This is a genomic window from Massilia sp. NBRC 108631 (assembly GCF_059704565.1).
This window is the reverse complement of sequence record NZ_BAAKJE010000198.1, coordinates 35,536-59,870: the sequence shown is the minus strand read 5'-3', so window position 1 is coordinate 59,870 and position 24,335 is coordinate 35,536. Positions and strand designations below refer to the sequence as shown.

Below are 24,335 nucleotides of genomic sequence, written 5' to 3'. Positions count from 1 at the left end.
CGGTAGAGGGCTTCAAGCGAAGGTCCGGCGGCGCCGGACGGGGAAATCTGCCGGTATTCTACCAGAGCGCGGGCCGCCGGCCGCTGCGGGGTTGTTCGATGATTAACCGTGAGTCAACTACGCGTGCATCAACTGCGCATTAACCGATCGGCAAGGCCTGGGTGCGCATGCGCACGCGCCAGTCGGCAATACCGACGCCGATTTCGGCCAGCTGGAACACGCGCACGAAGGCGGGCGGACGCTTGCGCAGCGCCGAGCAGTTGCCGCCGGCCCAGATTTCCACCGTGTCCGGCAGGCGCGCGCGCAGCTCCTTCAAGCCGTCCAGCGCCTGGCGCGGGTTCATGGAGGCCGACAGCGACAACGCCACGCTGTCCACGCCCAGGCTGCGGGCGGCATCGGCGATGTCCGGCACCGGGGTCTGGATGCCGAGCGAGATGGCGTGCGCGCCTTCGGCGGCGAACAGCGCTTCGGCCATCAGCAGGCCCAGGCCATGGCGTTCCTGCGGCAGGGTGGTGAGCAGGATGCGCGGGCGCGGCGCGCCGTTGTGCCCGGCGTTTGCCTGCGGCACCGAGAAGATGGCGCTGCGCATCACCATCTGCAGCGATTCGGCGAACAGGTGCTCTTCGAAGACGGCGAAGCGGCCGGCGGCCCAGGCGTCGCCCACCATCACCGTCAGCGGCGTGACCAGGTCGATGACAAAGCTCTTCAGGCCCATCACCAGTAAAGCTTGCGACAGCTTGCGGCGCAGCGCATCCATCTGGTGCGCCTTGCACAGGTCGAGGTAAACCTGCAGTTCCGGGTGGTGTGCGCGGCTGCGCGCCTTGCTCCCGTCGGCCGCCTTCTCGGCCAGCGCTTGCAGTTCTTCCGGACTGTATTGGATGACTTTGCCGGGACGGAAGCCGAGGTCGATCAGCCTTTTTACCAGGCGCAGCTTGACCACCTGTTCGGTGGGGTAGACGCGTTCGCCGAACGGGTCGCGCAGGGGCTGCGGGAAGTCGTAGCGGCGCTCCCAGACGCGCAAGGTTTCCTTGGCCACGCCGGTGTCGCGCTCAACGTCGCTGATGGTACTGGGGACTGTCAAAGAAGGGGCCTCAGTGTTCATGTTGCATAAGCGGCCACATGTTCGGGGTGGCCGCGCTTTCAAGGCGCCCGGGCTTGCACCCGGTTGCGAACTGCATTCTACAATCGTTTCGGTAGAGAAAGTGTCCCGTGCCGTGGCCGGCTTTCCGCCGAATCTCCCCTATGCCGAAGCTTGTCCACGACACAGGCTGGCCAGCCCGAACAATGAACACAATTCAGCTTGTGGCGCTTGGTTTGTCTTGGACAACAAAAGTCAACAAAGTGAAAAAAAATTCCCGAAGTGTTGTATCCGGGCGGCGGGAAATGTCACTGTCGAAGCAGACTCGATAAGTAAACCATAGGCGCTCCGGCGCCGTCGTCAAGGGGCGTGCGCAGGGGGCGCTGCCACAAAACCGGCGCGCCGCGCATTCTATTGTGGAAATTACTTATAACTAACAAGTCCAAGCAGAACTGGTCTGATTGCTGTATAAATAATGCTGTTTGGTTCAGCTTGCAGTTCACTCTACACTCGCACACTGGACGATTCATAACACTTGCTGGATTAGCAAACGGCCAGTATAGTGCCGCCTCCAGAGCCGACCGCTCTGTGACGAAGCCGGCAACAGCGAGCGGCAGCCTATATAAGTGACGCGTTTCTTATCCGAAATCGCAGTGTGGCAATCGGGGATTGCCCTCACAAATAACAAAGTGTGGCGCCAGCATGACTGGGCGCCGACAAGCACAAGAATTGAGCCGTGGTTCCAGCTTTACCCTTTTATGCAACACAAACTGAAGGAAACTCGTAATGAAAAAAACTCTGATCTCCATCGCAGTTCTGGGCGCAATGAGCACTGCTGCGTTTGCCCAATCGAACGTCACCATCTACGGTATCGTTGATGCTGGCGTGGTCTCCGAGCGTGGCGGCAAAGCAGGCAACGTAACGAAAGTAAGCAGTGGTGTTGCTAGCGCGTCCCGTCTGGGCTTCCGCGGTACGGAAGACCTGGGTGGCGGCCTGTCCGCCGTGTTCCTGCTGGAAGCCGGCTTCGCAGCCGACACCGGCGTGGGCGACACCTCCGGCCTGTTCCAGCGTCAATCGTACGTTGGCCTGGTATCGAAAGAAGCCGGCAGCCTGACCCTGGGCCGTCAGTACACCCCAATGTACCTGGCGCTGTCGCAAGTTGCCGATCCATTCCAGGCTGGCCTGGCCGGTTCGGCCAAGAACCTGTTTGGCGCTTCGGGCATGAACGTGCGTGCTTCGAACTCGGTCAACTACAAAACCCCGACCTACAGTGGCTTCAGCGGTGAATTCCAGTACGGCGTAGGCGAGCAGTCGAAAGCCGACGCTGGCCGTCAGCTGGGCGTGTCCCTGAACTACGGCAACGGCCCTCTGCAGGCTCGCCTGGCTTACAACAACCGCAACAACGACACCGCCGCTGCCGGCGTGCCGGTTGTGAACCGTGACTACGCGCACAGCACCCTGTTCGCCGCCAACTACGACTTCACCGTTGCCAAAGCGTTCTTCGCTTACAGCGATGACAAGGGTCCAACCTCGTCGCCTATCCCTAACCCAACCGCCTTCACCGCAACCGCGGTGGCAGCATCGACCGACAGCGACACCATGCTGATCGGCGCAACCGCTCCTATCGGCGGCGCTGGCACCCTGATCGCTTCGTACATCCACAAGGATGACAACGAAGCGGCCAACCGCGATGCCAGCCAGTGGGCACTGGGCTACTCGCACGCGCTGTCGAAGCGCACCAGCACCTATGTTGCTTACGCCAAGATCAAGAACAAGCGCGGCGCCAGCTACACCGTTGGCAACAACGCTGAAGTCGGTACCGGCGATAAAGCCTTCAACGTGGGCATCAAGCACACCTTCTAATTCCGCGTAAACGGCGTTAAATGCTGAGAACGGCGGCCTGCGGGCCGCCGTTTTTTATTCCGGTGCTAAAATTGCGCCCATGAAAATAGCCCATCAAATCGCATGTTTCTCCCTGCTGGCGGCCAGTGCCGCGATCGCCGCGCCCAAGGCGGTCACCAAGCCGGGCTCGAAGGCTAATGCAGGCTTGCCGCGCTACGGCATGGCAGTGTATTCGGACTTGTGCGTGCACCCCGAAAGCGGCGAGTTCGGCGGCCAGCGCATCAGCGTGCAGCGCTTTGCGGAAGTGGACACGGTGATCTATGAATTCACGGCGGGCGGCCTGAGCTGGCCGCTGGTGGCGGCCGACGTCAACATCGATCCGCAAGGCCGGCAGATGTATTTCACCGTGCACGTGGACGAGGAGGAGCGCACCATTAGCGGCAAGTTCGCAGACAAAGGCGACACCTTGGTGCTGGATGGCGGCTATTGCGGCCAGCCCGACGTGCCCGCCAAACTGCGGAAGGTCAAGGATTTCGGGCGCGCGGCGCCAGCCTGCAAGCCGTGCCCGGCGCCCAAGCCGGCCCCGCTGGAGCCGCAGGAAGACCAGCCTGCGGTGCCCAACATGCCGCATGAGGCGCCCGTCAAGCAGGCCGCCCCGCAGCCGCAGCAGGCCTGATTACGTCGCGGCTTGCGCCGCCTGCGCGTTCTTGCGGATGGTCTCCAGCGTTGCGCCCGGCGTGATCAGGTTGCCGTCGTAGCGCAACTCGATTACCGCCGGCAGGCTCTTGCCGCGCGTATGTTCCAGCGCCCGCTGCAGCGCCGGCGCGAACTGCGCCGTCTCCGTCACCACCTCGCCATGCGCGCCATAAGCCTGCGCCAGTGCCGCGAAGTCCGGATTGTGCAGCTCCGTGCCCGACACGCGGCCCGGATAGTTCTTCTCCTGGTGCATGCGGATGGTGCCGAACATATGGTTGTTGAACACGATGATGATCACGCCGGCCCGGTACTGCACCGCGGTGGCCAGTTCCTGGCCGTTCATCATGTACTCGCCGTCGCCGGCAAAGGTGATCACGGTGCGCGACGGATCGACGATCTTGGCCGCCACGCCGGCCGGCACGCTGTAGCCCATGGCGCCGCTGGTCGGGGCCAGCTGGGTGCGCATGCCGCCGTAGCGGTGGAAGCGGTGCGCCCAGGTGGCGTAGTTGCCGGCGCCGTTGGTGATGATGGTGTCGGCGGGCGTCAGCGCGTCCATGTCCTGCACCAGCTGCCACAGGTTCAGCGGCGCCTTGCCATCCTGGAAGATGGGCGGCTGCTGCTGGAACGCCAGGTAGTCGGCCCTGGCCTCGGCCACGCTGCCCTGCCATGCGGAGGGGTCCACCGGCTCCAGCTCCGCCAGCATGGCGGCCACCTGCGGCATGCCGCTGGCAATCATCAGTTCGCCCTGGTAGACGCTGCCCAGTTCTTCCGGGCTGGAATGGATGTGCACCAGGCGCTGCCGCGGCACCGGCGAGGACAGCAGCTCGTAGCCGCTGGTGGTCATCTCGCCCAGGCGCGGGCCGATGGCGATCAGCACGTCGGCATTCTTCACGCGCGCGGCCAGCTTCGGGTTGATGCCGATGCCGACGTCGCCCGCGTAGTGCGGATGGGCGTTGTCCAGCAAATCCTGGAAGCGGAAAGCGCAGGCCACCGGCAGCGCGTTGGCTTCGGCGAAGCGCTGCACGCCGGCGCAGGCCTGCGCGTCCCAGCCGCCGCCGCCCAGCAGCACCAGCGGGCGCTTGGCGCCTGCCAGCATGGCGCGCAGCTGCGCCATCTGAGGCTGCGAAGGCGCGCCCTGGGTGGGCTGGTAGCGGCCGGTGTCGGCCACGGCCGCCATGGTGGTGAGCATGTCTTCCGGCAAGGCCAGCACCACCGGGCCGGGCCGGCCGCTGGTGGCCACCTGGAAGGCGCGCGCCATGTATTCGGGGATGCGGTCGGCACGCTCGATCTGCGCCACCCACTTGGCCATCTGGCCGTACATGCGGCGGTAATCGATTTCCTGGAACGCCTCGCGGTCCATGAAGTCGCTGCCCACCTGGCCGATGAACAGTATCATCGGCGTGGAATCCTGGAACGCCGTGTGCACGCCGATGGAGGCGTTGGTCGCGCCCGGACCGCGCGTAACGAAGCAGATGCCCGGCTGCCCGGTCAGCTTGCCGTAGGCCTCGGCCATGAACGCCGCGCCGCCCTCCTGGCGGTTGATGATGAAGCGGATGCCGGAATCGTGCAGTGCGTCAAGCACGTCCAGGTAGCTTTCGCCGGGCACGCCGAAGGCGGTATCGACGCCGTGGATCTTCAGGGCGTCCACCAGTATCTGGCCACCGGTGCGGGAGGGATGCGTCATGGTCTAACCTTTGTGAGGAGAAAATGCGGGAAAGTGATGCGGCATTCTACGGCCAGCCACCGCGCCCGGCTTTTGAAATGGCGACATCAAATTTCCAAAAAGGGCGGCATGGTACAATATGCCCTGAAGCAAGCCAGACAGCCGCTGGCCGATGCAGCAATGCAAAGGCGGGAGGAAGGTCCGGACTCCATAGAGCGGGGTGACGGTTAACGGCCGTCCGCTGAAAGCCTTTCGGGGTATAAGGCGAGGAATAGGGCCACAGAGACGAGCGTATTAAGTTACGGTGAAACGCGGTAACCTCCACCTGGTGCAATTTCAAATAGGCACGCGATGATGCTGCTCGCGGAGCGTGCGGGTAGAAAGCTTGAGCGCTGGAGTAATCCAGCGCCTAGAGGAATGGCTGTCATAGCGCGGACCCGCAAGGGCGAGCGCCGTAACAAAATCCGGCCTACCGGCTTGCTTCAACTGAATTAGCTGTGCTTGGGGATACGCCGATGAAGAAATACATCCTGGCCCTCGACCAGGGAACCACCAGCTCGCGCGCCATCCTGTTCGACCACCTCGGGCAGATCCACGGCAGCGCGGCGCTGGAATATCCGCAGCATTACCCGCATCCCGGCTGGGTCGAGCACGACCCCAACGAAATCTGGAACAGCCAGATCACCGTCGCCCGCAAGGTACTGCACGACAATCACATCGATGCGCAGCAGGTGCGCGCCATCGGCATCGCCAACCAGCGTGAAACCACCGTGGTCTGGGACCGCAAGACCGGCGAGCCGATAGCGCCCGCCATCGTCTGGCAAGACCGGCGTACGGCTGACATCTGCCACGAACTGCGCGCGGCCGGCAAGGCCAGGCAGATCGCCGAATGCACCGGCCTGGAACTGGACGCCTATTTTTCCGCCACCAAGATCAAATGGTTGCTCGACCACGTGCCCGGCGCGCGCGAGCGGGCCCGCCACGGCGCACTGGCCTTTGGCACCATCGACTCCTGGCTGGCCTGGAAGCTGTGTGGCGTGCACGTCACCGACGTCAGCAACGCCTCCCGCACCATGCTGTTCAACATCCACCTGATGCGCTGGGACGCGGATCTGCTGGCGCTGTTCGACATTCCCGAGCAGATGCTGCCGCAGGTGGTGTCCTCCAGCGAAGAAATCGGCATGACGCGCGCCGCCCTGTTCGGGCGCGAGATTCCGGTGGCCGGCATCGCCGGCGACCAGCAGGCCGCCACCTTCGGCCAGGCCTGCCATCAGCCCGGCATGGTCAAGAACACTTACGGCACCGGCTGCTTCATGCTGATGCACGCCGGCCGGCACGCGGCCGTGTCGCACAACCGCCTGCTGTCCACGGTGGGCTGGCGGGTCGACGGCCGCACCGACTACCTGCTGGAAGGCAGCGTCTTCATGGGCGGCGCAACAGTGCAATGGCTGCGCGACGGGCTGGGCATCATCAAGCAGTCGGGCGACGTCGAAGCGCTGGCCGGCAGCGTGCCCGACAGCGGCGGCGTGCTGCTGGTGCCGGCTTTCACCGGCCTCGGCGCACCGCACTGGGACCCGTACGCGCGCGGCGCCCTGATGGGCATGACGCGCGGCACCACGGCGGCGCATATCGCGCGTGCGGCGGTCGAAGCCATTGCCTACCAGAGCGCCGAGCTGCTGGCGGCCATGCAGAAGGACGTGGCGGCCTCGCACCGCACCATTCCCGTCACCGAAGTGCGGGCCGACGGCGGCGCCGCCCGCAACGACCTGCTGATGCAGTTCCAGGCCGACCTGCTGGGCGTGCCGGTGCTGCGGCCCAAGGTCACTGAAACCACCGCGCTGGGCGCGGCCTACCTGGCCGGGCTGGCGGTGGGCTTCTGGGAATCGGCCGAGGAAATTGCCGCGCAGTGGCAATGCGAGCGCCGCTTCGAACCCGCCATGGGCGCCGACCAGCGCGCCGCGCTGCTGTCCCGCTGGTCGCGCGCCGTCGAGCGCGCCAAGGGCTGGGACGCGCCGCTCTGAATGGATTTGCGACTTTCCACACTACCTCATGGACAACATGTTCCGCACCTCCGTTCCTCTCCTCCAGACCGAGCGATTTACGTTGCGCGCGTATCGGCGCGAAGACTTCGGCGCGTTTGCGGACCATCTGAGGGATCCGGAAAGTTCGGCCCACCTCGGCACGTCCGATCGCCAGGCGGCCTGGCGAATCTTCAGTTCGCATACCGGCTTGTGGCTGCTGGATGGCGCTGGCTGGTGGACCGTCGAGAACAGGCACACCGGCCAGCTGGTCGGCAATGTGGGCGCTTTCTTTCGCGAGGAAAGCACCGCGATGGAGATCGGCTGGAATACATACCGGGCGTTCTGGGGCCAGGGAATCGCAATCGAAGCAGCGGCGGCAGTCCTGGACTATGTGTTCGACGTGCGGGGCGAGCCGACAGTCCGGGCCCTCATTACGCCTGCCAATCACGCATCGCGCCGTGTTGCCGAGCGTCTTGGGATGGCATACGAAATGGAAACTGAGTTGCACGGCAAGGCCATATCGAGCTATATGCGTGAGCGCGGCCCCGCATAGCCGCTGGAGGACGATTTATGCGTCGTGCGGACGCGAGCGCGTGTCGATTTCGCGCATCGCCATCCGTCGTATGGTTGTAGCTCCGATCGCTCAACCTATTTTCCCTAAGGAAACGCCATGAATAAGCAAATCATCCTCAACTTGCCGGTGAAAGACCTGAACCAGTCCAAGGCCTTCTTTTCCGCGCTAGGATTCACGTTTAACGCCCGCTACTGCGGCGACAATGCAGTGTTCATGAACATCGCCGGCGACACCATCCAGGCCATGCTGACGAGCGAGCCGTTCTTCCAGTCCTTGATCGGCAAGCCCGTCGCGCAGGCCAGAGAGGCCAATGAAGTCGTCATCTGCCTGAGCTGCGAAAGCCGGGAAGAAGTCGACACCATCATCGCCAAGGCCGTCGCCGCCGGCGGCCGCACGCCGCACCCGCCGGAGGACCATGGCTTCATGTATGACCAGGGGTTCGAGGACATCGATGGCCACCTGTGGAACCTGGTCTGGTCCGCACCGGAGGCCTAGCCTGCGCGTGACAAAGCGCGTATTTTTCAGGCTTTGCGACCTGTAGACTATGGGAAAATGCCCGCAGCCTCACAAGGTGTCGAGAAATTGCTAACCAGGAAAGGCTGCATGAGCTATTACGTTCTCTCGACATACGCCATGTATGCTGCGACCGCCTTGTCGATCGCATGCTCGGTTATTGCAAACGCCAAAGTGCATCCGGCGGCGAAGCACCCGTTTCGTGTTCTTCTCTGGCGGGACAGGAGTGATTTTTCCGGCACAGGATGGCAATTCAGGCTAGCCTCGGTTTACTTGGGGGCGGCCGCTTTTGCTTTGGTCCCGGTGTCCAAGATGATTCAGTTCTTCCAGAGCCACTGACGCCGCTTCTACACTGCATGCTCTAACGAAGGAGCAGGACTTGCTGCTGCACAGGAAGCACCGGGCCCAGAGCGCCGTCGCCAACGCCGGCCTGGAGCAGCAGTTGAAGCGGTACGGCTTGCAGGATGTGGTGATAGCCGGCCCGTGCGGGCGGCCCACCAATTCAACGGTCCCACATAGGCCAGCGCGATCCGCTGCGCCATGGAACTGCTGCAGCGCTGCGGGCCTGGCGCCGTCAGCGCAACAGCCAGCCGGACACGGCCCGGACGTAGCGCGGCATGATCACATACACCATTAGCCACACGATCAGGCCGGCTGACAGCAGCGGGATCGCGCCCGCGGGCAATGGCCAGCCTTCGGTCAGCGTGCGCAGCAGTGCCGGTACGCCCTGGCTCAAGGGGTAGATGGCCGAGAAGGTCAGCAGGAACTGCTTGTAGGGCTTGGGCTGGCGCTCGCCGGCCAGCGCTGGCGTGAACCAGAGGCCCACGCCGGCGCGCAGGCGTTCGGTCCGCAGCAGCAAGGGGCGCAGTTCTTCGACCAGCCGCCGGCGCTGTTCCGATCCGACCCAGGCCTGCAGCTGCGCGTCGCTGTCGAAATGGACCAGCAGCGTGTAGCTGGTGTCGCGGCCTTCCGGCCGTATCACCGCCGTGCCCTGGAAGCCGGCGAAGCGCCGGCATTCCGAGGTCACCTCCGTGATCCAGGCCTCGTAGCGCCCGCGCGCCGCAGGCCGCACCGCATGCCGCACCAGCAGCGCGGCGCGGTCCGCAACGCTGTCCTTCATAGGTTGGTGAAGGTGATGTGCTTGTATTCGAGGAAGTCGTCGATCGACGCCACGCCATTCAGGCGGCCGCTGCCCGACTGCTTGTAGCCGCCTTCTTCGAATTCGTCGAACACCTGTGCCCAGTCGTTGATCCATACCGTGCCGGCCTTGATCTTGCGCGCCACGCGCAGCGAGCGCCTGGTGTCGCGGCTCCAGACGGCGGCAGCCAAGCCGTATTCGCTGTCGTTGGCCAGGGCCAGCACTTCCTCTTCCGTGTCGAACACCTGCAGCGTCATCACCGGGCCGAAGGTTTCCTCCTGCACGATGGGTAGCTTGGGATCGCATACTTCCAGCAGGGTGGGGCGGTAGAACGCGCCTGCCGCGAGCGGGCCTTCGGTTACGGGGCCGCCGCGCAGCAGCGCCTTCGCGCCGGAGGCGATGGCCTGCTCCACGGCCGCGTTCACGCGCGCCACGTTGGCCTTGTCGATCAGCGGACCCATACCGCTGTCCGGGTCGGCCGCCGGGCCCACGCGCACCGCTTCGAGCTGGGCCGCCAGCCGTTCGCGCACTTGCCCGGCCACGCTGCTGTGTACCAGCAGGCGCGAGCCGGTCATGCAGAACTGGCCGGAGAACACCGTCAGCGATTTTTCAATGACGGGCAAGGCCGCGTCCAGGTCGGCGTCGCCGAATACCAGGTGGGGCGTCTTGCCGCCCAGTTCCAGGCCGAAGCGCTTGAGCTGCTGCGCGCCCACGGCGGAAATGGCCTGGCCGGTGCGGGTGGAGCCGGTGAAGCTGATGACGGGCACCTCGGGCGATGCCACCATCAGCTTGGCGCCTTCCGCGCCGGACTCGGTGAACAGGTTGATCACGCCGCGCGGCAGCGATGGCGCCTCGGACATGATGCGCGCGACCAGTGCGTTGGTCAGCGCGGTCTGGCCCGGCATCTTGATGACGGCCGTGGCGCCAGCTGCCAGGGCCGGCGCCAGCGAGCGCACCATCAGGATCACCGGCGAGTTCCACGGCACCATGATGCCGGCCACGCCCACCGGTTCGCGCAGCAGCAGCGACACCGCGTTGGGGCGCGGCGAGCCGCTGCGGCCCATGTCGGTGCGCGCCAGTGCGGCCGCGAAGCGCAGCTTGGACGGCGCCATGTCGATTTCAAAGCCGGCTTCCCGCTTGATCTTGCCGTTTTCCAGCGACAGCAGGTCGATCAGCGCTTCGCGGTGGCGCTCGAAGGAGGCCGCCAGCTCTTCCAGCACGCGCGCGCGCAACTGGGCGTTGCCGGCCCAGCAGCCGGTGTCAAAGGCGCGCTGCGCCGCCGCGATGGCCAGTTGCGCTTCGCGCGCGCCGCCGTCGGCGTACTGGCCGATCACCGCGCCGGTGGCCGGGTCGTGAGCCTTGCGGACGGAGTCGGAGGCGAGCCATTCGCCGTCGATCCAGTGCAGCGCCGGCTGGTTTGCTAGGGCATTGTTCATAGTGGTTTCGATTCCTGTCAGAAGAAGCGCGCGGCCGCGTGTTCGGCTACCGCGATGGTGGTGATGTTGGTGGCCACGGACACCGTGTCCGGGAAGATGGAGGCGTCCACCACGCGCAGGCCCTGCAGGCCGCGCACGCGGCATTGCAGGTCCAGCACCGCGTGCGGATCGCCATCGCGGCCCATCGGCACGGTGGAGGTGGGATGGTGGTAGGTGTCCAGCGTGCCGAGCATGGAGCGCTCGATGGCGCCGTCGTCCTGCGAGGCGGCGCCCGGCACCAGTTCGCTGTGCACCATGGCCGACAGCGGCGCGCTCCGGCCCAGCTTGCGCGCCAGCTTCACGCCTTCCAGCAGGCGGGCGCGGTCGCCGGCGTCGGCCAGGAAGTTCAGGTCGATGCGCGGTGCGGCCTGCGGGTCGCGCGACACCAGGCTGAATCTGCCCACCGACTGCGGCAGCGTCAGCGCCACCGCCAGCACAAAGCCCACCTTGGTCGGGCTCAGTTCGTGCGGGAACAGGTGGGTGGCGGTGATGTGCAGGTCCAGTTCGCCTTGTTTGGCCAGGCTGCTGCGGGTCCACAGCTTGGCGCCGATGGCGGGCGATTGCGGGCCAATGGCTTCGGGCCTGGCGGCGTAGGCGTTGTAGTAAAAAGGATGGTCCTTCAGGCGCTGGCCCACCGGCAGGTCTGCCACCAGCGGTATGTCCAGCGCTGCCAGGTCGCGCGCCGGGCCGACGCCGGAGCGCAGCAGGATGGCGGCGCTGCCGTAGGCGCCCGCGCTGAGGACGACTTGCTTTGCCTTGATGAGCTGGCCGCCGGCCAGGCGCACGCCGACGGCCTTGCCGCCTTCGAACAGCACACGGTCCACCAGCGCCTTGCCCTGCACGCGCAGGTTGGCGCGGGCGCGCACGCTGTTGGTCAGGTAGGCCATGCCGGTGTTGACGCGCACGCCGTTGACCACGTTCATGCGGTAAGGGCCGACGCCGTGCGGCTCGGGGACGTCGAAGTCGGACACGGCGGCGTAGCCGGCGGCGCGGGCCGCGTCGGTGAAGGCGCGCTGCATCGGTGTGGTGTCGTCGCGGGTGAGCTGGCGTACCGGCAGCGGGCCGCCCTGGCCGTGCAGCGCGCTGGCGCCGCCGTCGCTGTCTTCCAGCCGCTTGAACGACGGCAGCAGGTCGTCATAGGACCAGCCGGGCAGGTTCCAGCTGGCAAAGTCGCTGGCGCGGGCGCGGATGGCGACGGCGCCGTTGATGGCCGAACTGCCGCCCAGTACCTTGCCGCGCAGGGCTTGCACCGGGTGGCCGATGAAGCCGGCCTCGGTCTGGTAGCCCCACTCGTGGCTGGCGTCGCCGCCCAGGCGGTCGCTGCTGCTGACCACTGCCGGGTAGTCCCAGGGCGCGTAGGCGGTTCCGGCTTCGAGCAGCAGCACGCTGCGGTCTGCGCGTTCGCTCAGGCGCGCAGCCAACACGGCGCCGGCCGAGCCGCCGCCGATCACCAGCACGTCCACCGGCTGCTCAGGCGCCAGTGGCCGCCGTTTCGCTTGGCCGGCGCTGCCGGCGGCCGGGGCCGAGGCCTTGGCGGGCGGGGCGGTTGCCGCGATGGTTGCCGCTGCCAGCGCAGCGGTGAGGACGCTTCTGCGCTCGGGCATGGCGGGAGGGCGGGAAGTAGTCATGCGAGCCCCCTTACTGACGCGCCAGGCCGGCTGCTTCCAGGATCACCTGGGCCACGGCGGCGGGTTGTGAGCGGTGCGGCACATGGCTGGTGGCCAGGCTGGTGGTTTTCGCCTTGATGCGTGCCGCGAGCGCGCGCTGCAGGTCGGGCGGAATCATGCGGTCCTGCTCGCTGACGATGTACCAGGACGGCTTGCCGCTCCAGGCCGCGGAGCCGATGCGCTCACTGAAGGCCGAGGCCTGGATGGGCCCCTGGGTGGCGGCCATGACTTCGGTCACGGCGGCGGGCAGGTCCTGCGCGAAGGCCTGGCTGACGCCCTGCGGCGTGAGCGAGATGTAGCCGCTCGGGTCCAGCACGAACTCGCGCTGGCCGAGCGAGGGCGGGTAGTCCTTGCCCAGTTCGCCGGTGGTCTGTCCGGCGGCCGGCGCGAACGCGGCCACGTAGACCAGCGCGGCGACCTTGTCGTGGTTGCCCGCCTCGGTAATCACGCTGCCGCCCCAGGAGTGGCCTACCAGGACCACCTTGCCCGGCGCCGCGTCGATCGCGCGGCGCGCTTCGGCTGCGTCGCCGGCCAGGGAATGCAGGCCATTTTGCACTGCCTGCACGCGCAGGCCGCGCGCTTGCAGCAGCGGGATCAATTGGGCCCAGTCGGAGCCGTCGGCGAAGGCGCCGTGCACCAGCACCACGGAGGTGGGGGCGGGCGCGGCTTGAGCTTGCTGGGCTTGCGCGCCCAGCGAGGAAGTGGCCAGCAGGGCAGTGGCGATGGTTTTACGCAGCATGAATGTATTCTCCAGATAGATAGTTGTGTCTTGCTTGGGTGTGCAGATGGTTCAGCGCCGGCGGCAAGCGGCCAGGCGGTAGACCGCGCTGCGCAGCGGCACCATGGGGTCGCCGGACAGCGCCAGGCCATCGGCCAGGCGGCCCGGGTCGAGCGCCAGTGCGCCGGCGGCTCGCTGCTGGTCGCGTGCCAGGGTGTCGATGCGCAGTTCGCCGAGCAGGATTTCCCGGCGCGCGGCCGGGCCCGCGTGCGGCCAGGCTATCGAGCCGTCGGCGCAGTCGTCGCCGGGGGCCGCCAGCTGGAACATCAGCCGCATGACGGCCGGCCCATCGGCCAGGCGGCTGGCCAGTTCTTGCGCCAGGTAGTCGGGCGCCAGCGCCGCGGCCTGCTCCAGCGGAACGGCCGGCAACGGCGCCGCCGGGTCGATGCGGTAGCGGCCCATGGTCAATCGGCCGTCCGCCGCCAGCAGGCCGAAGGCGTTGACGCCGAAATAGGGGATCGACGCGTAGCTGGCCGGCGCGGAGGGCGCCGCTTCCAGGTAGCGCTGCGCGCCCGGATGTTGCGCCAGGAAGGCGGCCAGCGGCGCGGGATCGGGGTGCTGCTCCGCCACCGAGGCGGCGATCGCCTGCAGGAATGCCAGGAAATCGCCCGGCGCCGCCACCGGGAAGCCGTCGAAGGAATGCGCGACGATGTCGGTGACGGCGGGGGCAAGCGGGCCGGCTGCCGCATGGAACCGGATGCCCAGGCCGCGCGGCGTTGCGCTGGGGGCGGCGTCGGCTGTTTGAGGGATGCCGCTGAAATTGCTGAAGCGCAGCGTCACCGGCATCGCCCGCCCTTGCAGGTGCGCGGCGCGCGACCACTGCGCCGCGCCGGGGGCAGCGGTGAAGCTGCCATGCGCCACCACGCCCTTGGCGTGCGTCATGCGGTGGCCCGCGTGCTTGCCGAAGGTGGCCTGCAGGGCCTCCAGCAATTGGTCGGAAAATTGCGCAGGCAGGTGCGCAGGCAGCGGTTGAACGCTCACCGGCCGCCTCAGGACGCCTTGAAGGTCTGGTCCTGGCGGTCCACCCAGGGCTGGAACAGCGCGGCAGGCCAGTTCGGGTCGACGCGCGAGGTGCGTTCGATGCATTTCCAGATGCCGTCGCGCTTCTCGAACTTATCGTAGTAGGTACCTGTCGACAGGAAGCCTTCGCCGCCCTCGCGCCAGGTGACGATCCAGTTCCACTCCACGCTGGCGTTCTCGCCCCCGCCCTGGATCACGAAGGTGCCCAGCGAGTGGCGCATGCGCGCCATCGGGAACACGCTGTGGGCGTAGTCGTACAGCTGCTTCATGCCGTCCGGGCCGACGAATTCGTTCTGGCGGATGTCGATCACGGTGAATTTCGCCTCCGGCCAGTACAGGGAACCGTACAGCTCGGCCGAGGCGCGGCTGGCGTCGTTGTCGATGTAGCGCTGGTGCCGGTTCAGCTGCTCGAAGATCTCGAAACGGTCGGCGGTGCTCAGGGCGAGGGAAGAGGTCAAGGCGGTGCTCCTGTTGTTCAATGGTCAATGAGGAGCGCAGTGTAGGATGGGCAGCCGGGCCGCAGTAGCCGGTGAAAGTGGCCAGCACTTTCCCAACCGTGGGATGATCTCCGCAGCGCGCCGGCATGGTATAGTCCGCCGTTTATTGTAAATTTCGCACTTGCCGATTCCACATTCCTATGCTCGATCTCAACGCCTTGCAGTATTTTGTTCTGGTGATCGACCATGGCGGCTTCAACCCCACCTCACGCGCGCTCGGCATCCCCAAGTCGAATCTCAGCCGCCGCATCGCGCTGCTGGAAAAACGCCTGGGCGTGCGCCTGATCGTGCGCAACACGCGCAATTTCAAGCTCACCGAGGTGGGCATGCACTACTACCAGCACTGCCGCGCCATGCTGGCGGCGGCAGCGGCGGCGGAAGAGTCGGTGGCCATGGCCAGCAATGAGCCGTCCGGGCTGCTGCGCGTCACGTGCCCGACGGCGCTGCTGGAGGAGTGCGTGGGCAGAATGGTCACCGAGTTCATGGCGCAGTGCCCGAGCGTGGAAGTGCATCTGGAGGCCATCAACCGGGTGGTGGACGTGGTGGCCGAGGGCGTGGACATTGCGCTGCGGGTGCGCGTGCCGCCGTTCCAGGATTCCGACCTGGTGACGCGCGAGCTGTCGCAGCGGGTGCAGCGCCTGGTGGCGTCGCCGGAACTGCTCAAGCACTATGGCGCGCCGGAGTCGCCGGCGGACCTGCTACGCTTCCCCAGCGCCCATCACGGCAAGCCGATGCACGACTACAGCTGGAGCCTGCACCATGCGGATGGCGCCAGCCAGACCGTGCGCCACAGCCCGCGCCTGGTGGTCAACGACCTGCGCATGCTGCGCCTGGCTGCGTTGAAGGGCGTTTGCGTGGTGCAGCTGCCCAGCGCCCAGGTGCATGGCGACCTGGCGCAGCACGAGCTGGTGGAGGTGTTGCCTGGGTGGGCGCCGAAAACCGAGGTGATCCACGCGGTGATGCCGACCCGGCGCGGCATGCTGCCGGCTACCCGTTCGCTGATTGACTTCCTGGCCGAGCGCTTTGCGCTGCTGGACGACCCGTTCCGGGGACCCGGCTAGCGGACCGCCGCCCCGCTCACCGCTTAAACGCCCATCAGGGACAGGAAGCCTTTACTGAGCGGCACCGTCACGGCCGCCAGCAGGGTTTGCAGCGTGATCAGGGCGGCCATCAGGCGCGCGTCGCCGCCCAGCTGCCTGGCCATGATGTAGGCGTTGGGCGCGCACGGCAGCGCGCAATAGAAGGTGGCGGCCAGCGCCACCGGCGCCGATACGGCAAACAGCGCGCACACCTTGGCGCCCACCAGCGGCAGCGCCACCAGCTTGAGCAGCGAGGCCCAGCCCAGCGCCACCGGCCGCAGCCCTTGCAGCGAGAACACCAGGCCGCTGCCCACGCACACCAGGCCCAGCGCCAGCGCGGCCTTGCCAAGGATGTCGAGCGTATTCATCAGCGGCAGCGGAAGCGTGACGCCGGACAGGCTCACCAGCATGCCCGCCAGCGTGGACAGGATGATGGGATTGCCGGCCAGGGTCTTGCCGATCTTGCGGTAGTCGGCTTTGCTGCCGCTCCACCAGGACAGGGCGATGATCGACAGCATGTTTACCACCGGCAGGCACAGCGCCAGCGACAGCATCACCAGCGCGGCCGTGCCGGCGTCGAAAGACAGCGAGGACACGGCCAGGCCGAAGTAGGTATTGGGCCGCATGGCCCCTTGCATCACCGACGAGCGGCTGGCGCCGGGCAGGCCGCGCGCGGCTGGCATGGCCAGCAAGGTGACGCCGATGATGATGAAGGTGGGCAGCAGCGTGGCCAGCGCCAGTTCGCCGACCTGGCTGCCTTCAAAGCTGAGCCTGGCGGTACCGGCGAACAGCAGCGCAGGGAAGGCGATGTTGTAGGAAAACTTTTCCACCGAGGGGAAGAATGCTTCCGGCAGCCATTCATAATGGCGGATGGCCACCCCGAGCAGGATGACAAGAAAGACGGGCAGGATGGAGGCGAGCATGGGACATTATAAAAGCGGTGCGCGCTTGCTGCAGGGAATCAGGTAGACTCGGCCGGTACTGATAACTAGCTTGCAACCAAAGCAATCCCGGAGCGGACATGTTCAATGTGGAACTGGCAGCCATCGAAACGCTGTTCGATGCGCTGAGCGACGTGGCCTTCTTCGTCAAGGACCGCGACGGCCGCTACCTGGCCGCCAACCACACGCTGGTGCGGCGCTGCGGCCTGCGCAGCAAGCAGGAGCTGGCCGGCAAGACGGTGCTGGAAGTGCACCCGCGCTCGCTGGCCCAGGCCTATATCGCGCAGGACCGCCAGGTGATCGAGCAGGGCTGCAGCATCCGCCAGCACCTGGAGCTGCACCTGTATCCCAACCGCCGCCATGGCTGGTGCCTGACGCACAAGGTGCCGCTGCGCGACCAGGCCGGCGCCATCGTCGGCCTGGTCGGCACCTCGCACGACCTGGGCCTGGCCGACGACCACCATCCCGTGTACCGGCAGATTGCCGGCATCGCCCAGCATATCCGCGAGCATTACCGCGAGCCGCTGTGCCTGCAGCAGCTGGCGCGCGACGCCGGCTTGCCGCTGGCGCGCGTGGAGCGGCTGTTCCAGCGCGTGTTCCACTACAGCCCGCGCCAGCTGCTGCTGCAGACGCGGCTCAACGGCGCGCTGGCGCTGATCGAATCGGGCCGTGAACTCAGCATCGCCGAGATCGCCGCGGACTGCGGCTACACCGACCACAGCGCATTCAGCCGCCAGTTCAAGGCGCTCACCGGGCAAACCCCGGTGCAGTACCGCGCCCAGTGCCGCAGCCAGGGCGGCCCCGGCGGCGCTGCCCTGTCCGCATCGTCCGCGTCCGCATCCCTGCTGGCGTCGCTCGCGAATTGATAGCTGTGGCTTTTCTGCGTGGGCGGCGTGCGGCCGCTGTGCCGAACCCAAGCCCCATGCCGCCTAAATAGAGCGAACGGCTTCGCCGGCCTGTTTTTGCTGTCATCCGGGAAATCTTGCCACGCTAGTATTTCCTGGCCGGGGCGCAGTCCCGGCGACCTTATCGACAACAAAAAACAGGAGCCAAACACATGTCATTCCCAAGAAACGCACTGCCCCAGGCAGCCTTGATCGCGCTGATGGCCTGCTGCCATGCGAACGCAGCCCCGGCCGACGCGCATCAAGGCGAGCACGCGCGCCTGCGCCAGGCGCCCATGCCGCATGCGCGCCAGAGCCTGCCACCGTCGGCCGAGCAAAGCCGCTACAACCTCCCGGTCAGCAAAAAGCCGCGCCACGACCTGATGCCGCGCCAGCTGCGCAGCAGCGCTCCCGCCGCCACGCTGGCGGCCACGCCCGAATGCAAGGACATGGCCAAGCTGGCCACCTACAGCGGCGCCGCGCTGGCCGACTACCTGGCCGGCTTGCCGGACTACGAATGCACCTATGGCCTGTTCTCGCTGAGCGCGCAGCAGGCGGCCACGATCTATTCCGCCGCCAACATGGGCGCGGTGGCCAGCCGGGTGGCCCAGGAAGCGGCCGGCTACAACGCCAGCAACATGAAGCTGGTCAACCTGGTGCTGTACCTGCGCGCCGGCTACTACCTGGCCGGTACCGGCGCCATGCCCGAACCGGCGGCCACGCTGGCCGCGTCGCTGCGGGCGCCGATCAGGCAGCTGGCCGAGGGCAGCGCACTGTACCAGCCCAACGCGGCGGCCGAAAGCACGGCGCTGGAGACCTTCAAGCTGATCACCAATATGCACGACGAGCTGTACTACCTGCCCAGCGTGAAAACCGTGGTCACGCGCTTTACCAACCGCAGCGGCTACCCGAACGCGGCCGAGGCGCTCAAGCAGAACAGCGCGGGCGGCGGCCTGACCGGCGCGCTGACGGTGCTGTTCTACGCGCACGGGCGGCCGGGCGGGGCGGACCTGCTGAAGGCCGACCTGTCCTACGCCACGGCGCTGAACACCTTCGTCACCGCCAACAAGGCCGCGCTGCTGGGCAGCAATGCCGCCTACGAGCTGACCGACGCCGCCAGCGAGGCGTTCCGCTTCATGCAGTACGCCGGGCTCAAGGCCGGCATCAAGCCCATGGTGCAGGCCACGCTGCAAACCAGCTCCATGACCGGCGCCGACAGCGGCCTGTGGCTGGCCGCCGCGTCCGCCGTGAAGTATTACGACAACGCCAGCTGCGCCGAATACGGCACCTGCAACTATGAACAGCAGCTGGCGGACAGCGTGCTCAAGTACAGCCGCGAATGCAGCCCCACCTTGCGCCTGCGCGCCCAGGACATGACCGCCGCCCAGATGACGGAAGTGTGCGCCACCTTGCAGCAAGGCGAGGGCTATGTGCACGCCATGCTGCAAACCCAGCGCACGCCGGTCGGCAGCGACAACAACACGGCGCTGGAACTGGTGGTGTTCGACGACTATAGCAATTACAGCAAGTACGCCGGCATCATCTACGGCATCGGCACCGACAACGGCGGCATGTACCTGGAGGGCAATCCGGCGCAGGCCGGCAACCAGGCGCGCTTCATCGCGCACGAGGCATCCTGGCTGCGGCCCGTGTTCAAGGTCTGGAACCTGGAGCATGAGTACGTGCATTACCTGGACGGCCGTTTCAATATGTACGGCGATTTCGGCGCTTCCACCGCCGTGCCCACCGTGTGGTGGATCGAGGGCATCGCGGAATACCTGACCTTGAAGAACGATAACCAGGTCGCCATCGACATGGCGAAAACCCGCGCCTACCGCCTGAGTGAGATTTTTGGCAACACCTACAGCATGGGCGATTACAGCAACCGCGCCTACCGCTGGGGCTATATGGCCACCCGCTTCATGATGGAAAAGCACCGCCCGGAGGTGGACGGCATGCTGGCCAAGTTCCGCCTCGGCGACTACACGCGTTATCAAACCGCTATCGGCCAGATCGGTACCTCCTACGACAACGAGTTCGCCGCCTGGGTCGATACAGCCACCACCGCCGGCGAGCCGCCGATGCCCAACGACGATCCGGGCGCCAACCTGCCGGCCTGCGCCTCGTCCACCAACCTGGGCAAGAACTGCGTGCTGCGCAACCTGGCTTCCGGCTACCGTTCGTATTTCACGCTGATGCTGCCGGCCGGGGCGAAAAACCTGAAACTGGCCACCCGCAATGGCACCGGCGACGTGAATATGTATTTGGCGCTGGACCGCTGGCCGACGCCGTCCAATTATGACCAGGCTGCGGCCAAGGCCGGCAATGCGGAGGATATCGCATTGGCCAACCCGGCGGCGGTGCGCTGGTATTACATTACACTGGACGCGAAACAAGCCTTCAGCGGGGTCTCGCTGAGTGTAACGTACGAGTAAAAAGCCGCGCTTTGCGTATAATGAAAGCAGGTCTAGCCCGCCTCTCGCGGGCTTAAATTTGTCTATACAAGTTGTTGTGGTGGCAGTCAGAAGGAAACGTTCAGCACTGGTTTGATCCCAAGATTCTCCGTCCTGCCTGATCGCGCGCAAAGCGCGGCAGAGTGCCAAATCCCATAAAAAATCCCCACTCGGACCGCCCCCGTGCAGCCGCGCAAGCGCTGTGTAGAAGTGTTGTCGAATTGACACGCCGTTGTTGTCATATGGCAACCTTATAACTTATTTTCAATTTTTTCTTGACATCTTTTTCGCCTTGAGAATAGCCCGCCTGGCGCGGGGATTGATGAGGTAGCACATTCAGTTTCTAGTGTAAGTCTCTAATTTAACGCGATATTTTTACTAGAGGCTGCATCAAGGATCGACGCTAAGTCCTTAATTTCATTAATAAAATCCATGTTTTCCCAATCGGAAAGCGCTTGACCACTATCTTTCCATCCTCTAAAGTGGGCAACTGTGTGAAAAAGTGTAGTTTTGTGGGATTTCACTCCCTCTCAAATTAAAAGGTAATACGTGTTTCAAGGCGCTTCCGCGATCACTCTCGATGCGAAAGGCAGGATGTCCATCCCTGCCAAGCATCGCGACGCACTGGCTATCCAGTGCGAAGGACGCCTCACGCTTACCAAGCATCCCGATGGCTGTTTGCTGATGTACCCGCGCCATGTGTGGGAAGCCAAGCGCGACCAGATTGCCAGCTGGCCCATGTCGGCCCGCGGCTGGCAACGCATTCTGCTGGGCAACGCCTGCGATGTGGAAATGGATACGGCCGGCCGCATCCTGGTGGCGCCCGAATTGCGCGACGCCGTTGGCCTGGGCCGCGACGTGGTGCTGTCCGGCATGCTGACCCATTTCGAGATCTGGGATCCGGTCCGCCGTGCCGAGAACGAGCAAGCCACCATCGACGTCGGCATGCCCGACGCGCTTTCCGATTTTTCTTTCTAAGGCCCGCTTAACATGACTTCAGTTGCGGTGCCAGAATTCCAGCATCGTACGGTGCTGCTAGACGAGGCGGTCGACGCGCTCCAGCTGGAAGGCGAGCGCGCCAACGGCCTTTATATAGACGGTACTTTCGGGCGCGGCGGCCATAGCCGCCTGATCCTGTCGCGCCTGGGCGAGCGTGGCCGCCTGCTGGCCTTCGACAAGGATCTGCAGGCCATCGCCACCGCCGAACAGATCACCGACCCCCGTTTCCAGATCGTGCACGACAGCTTCGCCACCATGGCTTCCGCGCTGGCGGAACGTGCCATGCCCAAGGTGGACGGCGTGCTGCTGGACCTGGGCATCTCTTCGCCGCAGGTGGACGACGCCGCCCGTGGCTTCAGTTTCCGCAACGATGGTCCGCTTGACATGCGCATGGATACCACCCGTGGCATGTCGGCAGCGGAATGGCTGGCTACCGAAACCGTAGAGACACTGGAAAAGGTGATAAAAGAATATGGGGAAGAACGGTTTGCTTTTCAGATTGCAAAGGCGATTGTTGCTCGCCGGGCAGTCGAACCAATTTCAAGCACACGACAGCTTGCCGCAATCGTGGCAAATGCGGTCAAGACCCGTGAAAAGGGCAAGGACCCGGCCACCCGGACTTTTCAAGCTATCCGGATTCACATCAATAAGGAGCTTGAGGATCTCGAAGCCGGACTGACCCACGCCTACGAGTGCGTGGCGCCCGGCGGCATCCTGGCCATCATCAGCTTCCATTCGCTGGAAGACCGCATGGTCAAGCGCTTCTTCGCGTCCAAGGCCAACGTGCCGCAGCCGGACCGGCGCCTGCCGATCCGCGCGGTGGACCTGCCGCAGCCGGAACTGAAGCTGCTGGCCAAGATCAAGCCGTCCGACGCCGAAGTCGAGGCCAATCCGCGCGCCCGCTCGGCGGTGATGCGCGTGGCGCGCCGCCTTCCTTACGACGACAAGGCGGCTGCGTGAGTTTCAAGATCAACATCGTCCTGGCGGCCTTGCTGGTCGGCTGCGCGCTGTCCGTGGTGAACGCGCAGTACCAGGCGCGCCATCTGTTCATCGACCTCGAGCGCGCGCAAGCCCGCGCGCGCCAGCTCGACATCGACTGGGCGCAGCTGCAGCTGGACCAGTCCAAGCTGGGCAAGCACGCCCGTATCGAGGAAATCGCGCGCCGCGACCTGAACATGACGCAGCTGACGGCCAACCGCACGCAGTACCTGACGCAAGGAGAGCAGTGATGCGGGCCGGCGGCGGAGCAAACAGCGCACGCGTGGCACGCTCGAAGGGCATGCCATTCACGAAAAACCCGATGCTGGCGGTGAGCCTGCCGCCGTGGCGTTCGCGCGTGGTGCTGTTCGTGCTGTTCGCCGCTTTCCTGGCGCTGGGCGTGCGCGCCTTGTGGCTGCAGGGCGTGAAGACCCAGTTCCTGCAGCAGCAGGGCGAGAACCGCTACGCCTTCACCTTGGAGCTGCCGGCCACGCGCGGCAAGATCACCGACCGCAACGGCCAGGTGCTGGCGTCGTCCGTCCCCGTGAAAGCCATCTGGGCGATTCCGGACGACGTGCTGGCCGCGCCGGCCGACAAAATCCGCGCGCTGGCCGCCCTGCTCGAAATGAGCGAGGCCGACCTGCGCAAGAAGCTCGATTCCGACCGCGACCTGGTGTACCTGAAGCGCCAGGTGGAGATGGACGTGGCCGACAAGATCGCCGCGCTGAAGATCGACGGCATCGAGGCGCGCAAGGAATACAAGCGCTTCTATCCGCAGGGCGAAGTGATGACGCACGTGGTGGGCTTCACCAGCGTGGAGGACGTGGGCCAGGAATCGATGGAACTGGCGCAGCAGAAAACCCTGCAGGGCGCCACCGGCAGCCGCCGCGTGATCAAGGACCGCCTGGGCCACATCGTCGAGGACATCGGCTCCATCCACGAGCCGCACGACGGCAAGGACCTGACCCTGTCGGTCGACAGCAAGATCCAGTACATCGCCTACACCCAGCTCAAAGGCGCAGTGGAGAAGTTCAAGGCCAAGGCCGGCGGCGCCGTGGTGCTGGACGTGCACACCGGCGAAGTGCTGGCGCTGGCCAACTACCCGAGCTACGACCCGAACGACCGCCGCTCGCTCACCGGCGCGCAGCTGCGCAACCGCGTCATGACCGACACCTTCGAGCCCGGCTCCACGTTAAAGCCGATCACGGTGGCGCTGGCGCTGGACAGCGGCCGCGTCAACCCGAATTCCTATATCGACACCGGCGCCGGCCGCTACACCATCCTGGACCGCACCATCACCGACACCAAGGGCCATGGCGTCATCAACGTGTCGCAGATTATCGAAATGTCGTCCAACATCGGCACCTCCAAGATCGCTCTCAGCATGCCGCCGCAGGAGATGTGGGAGATGTTTACCAAGGTCGGTTTCGGCCAGCAGCCGAAGTGGGGCTTCCCCGGCGCGGTGGCGGGCCGCGTGCGTCCGTATAAATCGTGGCGCCCGATCGAGCAAGCCACCATGAGCTACGGTAACGGCATCTCGGTGTCGCTGATCCAGCTGGCGCGTTCGTACATGATGTTCGCCCGTAACGGCGACACCATCCCGCTGTCGTTCCAGAAGGTGACCGAGCCGCCCGTGGGCCAGCAGATCATCAAGCCGAAAACCGCCGCGCAGATGCGCGAAATGCTGGAGACGGTGGTCTCCGGCAAGGACGGCACCGCCAAGCAGGCGCAGATTCCAGGCTACCGCGCAGGCGGCAAGACCGGCACCGCCTACAAGGTGGAAAACGGCCGCTACGCCATCCCGCGCAAATACATCGGTTCCTTCGTCGGCATGGTGCCGATGTCGAATCCGCGCTTCATCATTGCCGTCATGATCGACGAACCTACCTCGGGCGGCCACTATGGCGGCCAGGTGGCAGCACCGACTTTCGCCGCGGTTGCAGCCAACGCGCTGCGTTCGCTGAACGTTCCGCCGGACTCGTCCGTCACCGAAATCGTCATCCCCGCCGACGGCGGCAATGACGTCATGTAATGAGCGA

Annotated in this window: 22 protein-coding genes, 1 other RNA gene and 1 pseudogene; 15 read left to right on the top strand and 9 right to left on the bottom strand. The window is 65.5% G+C overall.

What is annotated here, in order from left to right; translation table 11 throughout:
* Positions 1–139: 139 nt before the first annotated feature.
* Entirely contained in the window at positions 140–1,081 is a 942-nt protein-coding gene (locus AC6H42_RS21835; RefSeq protein WP_307188266.1) for a MerR family transcriptional regulator, read from the bottom strand.
* A gap of 783 nt (positions 1,082–1,864) precedes the next feature.
* Between AC6H42_RS21835 and AC6H42_RS21830 the strand changes: the two genes are divergently transcribed.
* Together AC6H42_RS21830 and AC6H42_RS21825 are read left to right on the top strand one after the other, a co-directional pair.
* Complete coding sequence (locus tag AC6H42_RS21830) at positions 1,865–2,941, top strand: porin (protein ID WP_057153319.1); 1,077 nt, start codon at positions 1,865–1,867, stop codon at positions 2,939–2,941.
* A 79-nt stretch (positions 2,942–3,020) separates the two neighbouring features.
* A complete protein-coding gene (locus tag AC6H42_RS21825; protein WP_057153320.1) occupies positions 3,021–3,596 on the top strand; it encodes a hypothetical protein in 576 nt (191 codons plus the stop codon).
* On the opposite strand, the gene AC6H42_RS21820 is transcribed toward AC6H42_RS21825, so the two are convergent.
* Positions 3,597–5,300, bottom strand: a complete 1,704-nt coding sequence (locus AC6H42_RS21820; RefSeq protein ID WP_057153321.1) for a thiamine pyrophosphate-binding protein — start codon at positions 5,298–5,300, stop codon at positions 3,597–3,599. It lies immediately after the preceding gene.
* Positions 5,301–5,425: 125 nt separating this feature from the next.
* Between AC6H42_RS21820 and rnpB the strand changes: the two genes are divergently transcribed.
* From rnpB to AC6H42_RS21795, 5 genes are all read left to right on the top strand, one after another.
* Positions 5,426–5,767, top strand: an RNA gene (gene rnpB, locus AC6H42_RS21815) — RNase P RNA component class A.
* 27 nt (positions 5,768–5,794) lie between these two features.
* Positions 5,795–7,300: a glycerol kinase GlpK gene (gene glpK / locus AC6H42_RS21810; protein ID WP_497548921.1), complete on the top strand. Its 1,506-nt coding sequence runs from the start codon at positions 5,795–5,797 to the stop codon at positions 7,298–7,300.
* A gap of 28 nt (positions 7,301–7,328) precedes the next feature.
* Positions 7,329–7,853 (top strand): GNAT family N-acetyltransferase, encoded by a 525-nt coding sequence (locus AC6H42_RS21805; protein ID WP_057153323.1) that lies wholly within the window; start codon positions 7,329–7,331, stop codon positions 7,851–7,853.
* Between the two features lie 117 nt (positions 7,854–7,970).
* Entirely contained in the window at positions 7,971–8,369 is a 399-nt protein-coding gene (locus AC6H42_RS21800; RefSeq protein ID WP_497548920.1) for a VOC family protein, read from the top strand.
* A 108-nt stretch (positions 8,370–8,477) separates the two neighbouring features.
* A complete protein-coding gene (locus AC6H42_RS21795; protein WP_057153325.1) occupies positions 8,478–8,726 on the top strand; it encodes a hypothetical protein in 249 nt (82 codons plus the stop codon).
* Positions 8,727–8,961: 235 nt separating this feature from the next.
* Here AC6H42_RS21795 and AC6H42_RS21790 read toward each other — a convergent pair whose 3' ends face one another.
* The 6 genes from AC6H42_RS21790 to AC6H42_RS21765 are packed head-to-tail and all read right to left on the bottom strand — an operon-like array spanning position 8,962 to position 14,923.
* Positions 8,962–9,507, bottom strand: coding sequence for an antibiotic biosynthesis monooxygenase (locus AC6H42_RS21790; RefSeq protein WP_057153326.1), 546 nt, complete (start codon positions 9,505–9,507; stop codon positions 8,962–8,964).
* Positions 9,504–10,961 (bottom strand): aldehyde dehydrogenase family protein, encoded by a 1,458-nt coding sequence (locus AC6H42_RS21785; protein WP_497548919.1) that lies wholly within the window; start codon positions 10,959–10,961, stop codon positions 9,504–9,506. Before AC6H42_RS21785 ends, AC6H42_RS21790 begins: the two co-directional genes overlap by 4 nt.
* Positions 10,962–10,978: 17 nt before the next feature.
* The gene (locus tag AC6H42_RS21780) at positions 10,979–12,628 is read right to left on the bottom strand and encodes a GMC family oxidoreductase (RefSeq protein WP_497548918.1); all 1,650 of its coding nucleotides are present in this window, start codon (positions 12,626–12,628) and stop codon (positions 10,979–10,981) included.
* A gap of 10 nt (positions 12,629–12,638) precedes the next feature.
* Positions 12,639–13,406 carry an alpha/beta fold hydrolase gene (locus tag AC6H42_RS21775; RefSeq protein WP_057153329.1) on the bottom strand — a complete coding sequence of 256 codons (768 nt, stop codon included), beginning with the start codon at positions 13,404–13,406 and terminating at the stop codon, positions 12,639–12,641.
* Between the two features lie 51 nt (positions 13,407–13,457).
* On the bottom strand, positions 13,458–14,426 hold the full coding sequence (locus AC6H42_RS21770; protein ID WP_497548917.1) for a catalase: 969 nt from the start codon (positions 14,424–14,426) through the stop codon (positions 13,458–13,460).
* A gap of 8 nt (positions 14,427–14,434) precedes the next feature.
* Entirely contained in the window at positions 14,435–14,923 is a 489-nt protein-coding gene (locus tag AC6H42_RS21765) for a nuclear transport factor 2 family protein (RefSeq protein ID WP_057153330.1), read from the bottom strand.
* A gap of 179 nt (positions 14,924–15,102) precedes the next feature.
* On the opposite strand from AC6H42_RS21765, the gene AC6H42_RS21760 reads away from it, so the two are divergent.
* Complete coding sequence (locus tag AC6H42_RS21760) at positions 15,103–16,023, top strand: LysR substrate-binding domain-containing protein (RefSeq protein ID WP_497548916.1); 921 nt, start codon at positions 15,103–15,105, stop codon at positions 16,021–16,023.
* 23 nt (positions 16,024–16,046) lie between these two features.
* On the opposite strand, the gene AC6H42_RS21755 is transcribed toward AC6H42_RS21760, so the two are convergent.
* Positions 16,047–16,964 (bottom strand): AEC family transporter, encoded by a 918-nt coding sequence (locus tag AC6H42_RS21755; RefSeq protein WP_497548915.1) that lies wholly within the window; start codon positions 16,962–16,964, stop codon positions 16,047–16,049.
* 98 nt (positions 16,965–17,062) lie between these two features.
* Here AC6H42_RS21755 and AC6H42_RS21750 point away from each other — a divergent pair, with 98 nt between their 5' ends.
* The 7 genes and pseudogenes from AC6H42_RS21750 to AC6H42_RS21720 all read left to right on the top strand — a co-directional run bounded on the left by AC6H42_RS21750 (position 17,063) and on the right by AC6H42_RS21720 (position 24,328).
* The gene (locus AC6H42_RS21750) at positions 17,063–17,848 is read left to right on the top strand and encodes an AraC family transcriptional regulator (protein WP_082551515.1); all 786 of its coding nucleotides are present in this window, start codon (positions 17,063–17,065) and stop codon (positions 17,846–17,848) included.
* Positions 17,849–18,039: 191 nt separating this feature from the next.
* Positions 18,040–19,953 (top strand): annotated as a pseudogene (locus tag AC6H42_RS21745) (collagenase); the annotation flags it as partial.
* On the top strand, positions 19,948–20,301 hold the full coding sequence (locus AC6H42_RS21740) for a PPC domain-containing protein (protein WP_497548928.1): 354 nt from the start codon (positions 19,948–19,950) through the stop codon (positions 20,299–20,301). The pseudogene AC6H42_RS21745 and the gene AC6H42_RS21740, both read left to right, overlap by 6 nt.
* Positions 20,302–20,868: 567 nt before the next feature.
* Complete coding sequence (mraZ, locus tag AC6H42_RS21735; protein WP_057153334.1) at positions 20,869–21,297, top strand: division/cell wall cluster transcriptional repressor MraZ; 429 nt, start codon at positions 20,869–20,871, stop codon at positions 21,295–21,297.
* A gap of 12 nt (positions 21,298–21,309) precedes the next feature.
* Positions 21,310–22,278, top strand: a complete 969-nt coding sequence (rsmH, locus tag AC6H42_RS21730) for a 16S rRNA (cytosine(1402)-N(4))-methyltransferase RsmH (protein ID WP_057153335.1) — start codon at positions 21,310–21,312, stop codon at positions 22,276–22,278.
* Positions 22,275–22,547 (top strand): cell division protein FtsL, encoded by a 273-nt coding sequence (ftsL, locus tag AC6H42_RS21725; RefSeq protein ID WP_057153336.1) that lies wholly within the window; start codon positions 22,275–22,277, stop codon positions 22,545–22,547. The genes rsmH and ftsL overlap by 4 nt, the downstream gene beginning before the upstream one ends.
* Positions 22,547–24,328, top strand: a complete 1,782-nt coding sequence (locus tag AC6H42_RS21720; RefSeq protein WP_057153337.1) for a peptidoglycan D,D-transpeptidase FtsI family protein — start codon at positions 22,547–22,549, stop codon at positions 24,326–24,328. Before ftsL ends, AC6H42_RS21720 begins: the two co-directional genes overlap by 1 nt.
* Positions 24,329–24,335 lie beyond the last annotated feature (7 nt).

Bases quoted from the DNA above. Each gene is read 5' to 3' on its own strand.
- AC6H42_RS21830 (WP_057153319.1), top strand. From the start codon at position 1,865: ATGAAAAAAACTCTGATCTCCATCGCAGTTCTGGGCGCAATGAGCACT.
- AC6H42_RS21825 (WP_057153320.1), top strand. From the start codon at position 3,021: ATGAAAATAGCCCATCAAATCGCATGTTTCTCCCTGCTGGCGGCCAGT.
- AC6H42_RS21820 (WP_057153321.1), bottom strand. From the start codon at position 5,300: ATGACGCATCCCTCCCGCACCGGTGGCCAGATACTGGTGGACGCCCTG.
- glpK (WP_497548921.1), top strand. From the start codon at position 5,795: ATGAAGAAATACATCCTGGCCCTCGACCAGGGAACCACCAGCTCGCGC.
- AC6H42_RS21805 (WP_057153323.1), top strand. From the start codon at position 7,329: ATGGACAACATGTTCCGCACCTCCGTTCCTCTCCTCCAGACCGAGCGA.
- AC6H42_RS21800 (WP_497548920.1), top strand. From the start codon at position 7,971: ATGAATAAGCAAATCATCCTCAACTTGCCGGTGAAAGACCTGAACCAG.
- AC6H42_RS21795 (WP_057153325.1), top strand. From the start codon at position 8,478: ATGAGCTATTACGTTCTCTCGACATACGCCATGTATGCTGCGACCGCC.
- AC6H42_RS21790 (WP_057153326.1), bottom strand. From the start codon at position 9,507: ATGAAGGACAGCGTTGCGGACCGCGCCGCGCTGCTGGTGCGGCATGCG.
- AC6H42_RS21785 (WP_497548919.1), bottom strand. From the start codon at position 10,961: ATGAACAATGCCCTAGCAAACCAGCCGGCGCTGCACTGGATCGACGGC.
- AC6H42_RS21780 (WP_497548918.1), bottom strand. From the start codon at position 12,628: ATGACTACTTCCCGCCCTCCCGCCATGCCCGAGCGCAGAAGCGTCCTC.
- AC6H42_RS21775 (WP_057153329.1), bottom strand. From the start codon at position 13,406: ATGCTGCGTAAAACCATCGCCACTGCCCTGCTGGCCACTTCCTCGCTG.
- AC6H42_RS21760 (WP_497548916.1), top strand. From the start codon at position 15,103: ATGCTCGATCTCAACGCCTTGCAGTATTTTGTTCTGGTGATCGACCAT.
- AC6H42_RS21755 (WP_497548915.1), bottom strand. From the start codon at position 16,964: ATGCTCGCCTCCATCCTGCCCGTCTTTCTTGTCATCCTGCTCGGGGTG.
- AC6H42_RS21750 (WP_082551515.1), top strand. From the start codon at position 17,063: ATGTTCAATGTGGAACTGGCAGCCATCGAAACGCTGTTCGATGCGCTG.
- AC6H42_RS21740 (WP_497548928.1), top strand. From the start codon at position 19,948: ATGCCCAACGACGATCCGGGCGCCAACCTGCCGGCCTGCGCCTCGTCC.
- rsmH (WP_057153335.1), top strand. From the start codon at position 21,310: ATGACTTCAGTTGCGGTGCCAGAATTCCAGCATCGTACGGTGCTGCTA.
- AC6H42_RS21720 (WP_057153337.1), top strand. From the start codon at position 22,547: ATGCGGGCCGGCGGCGGAGCAAACAGCGCACGCGTGGCACGCTCGAAG.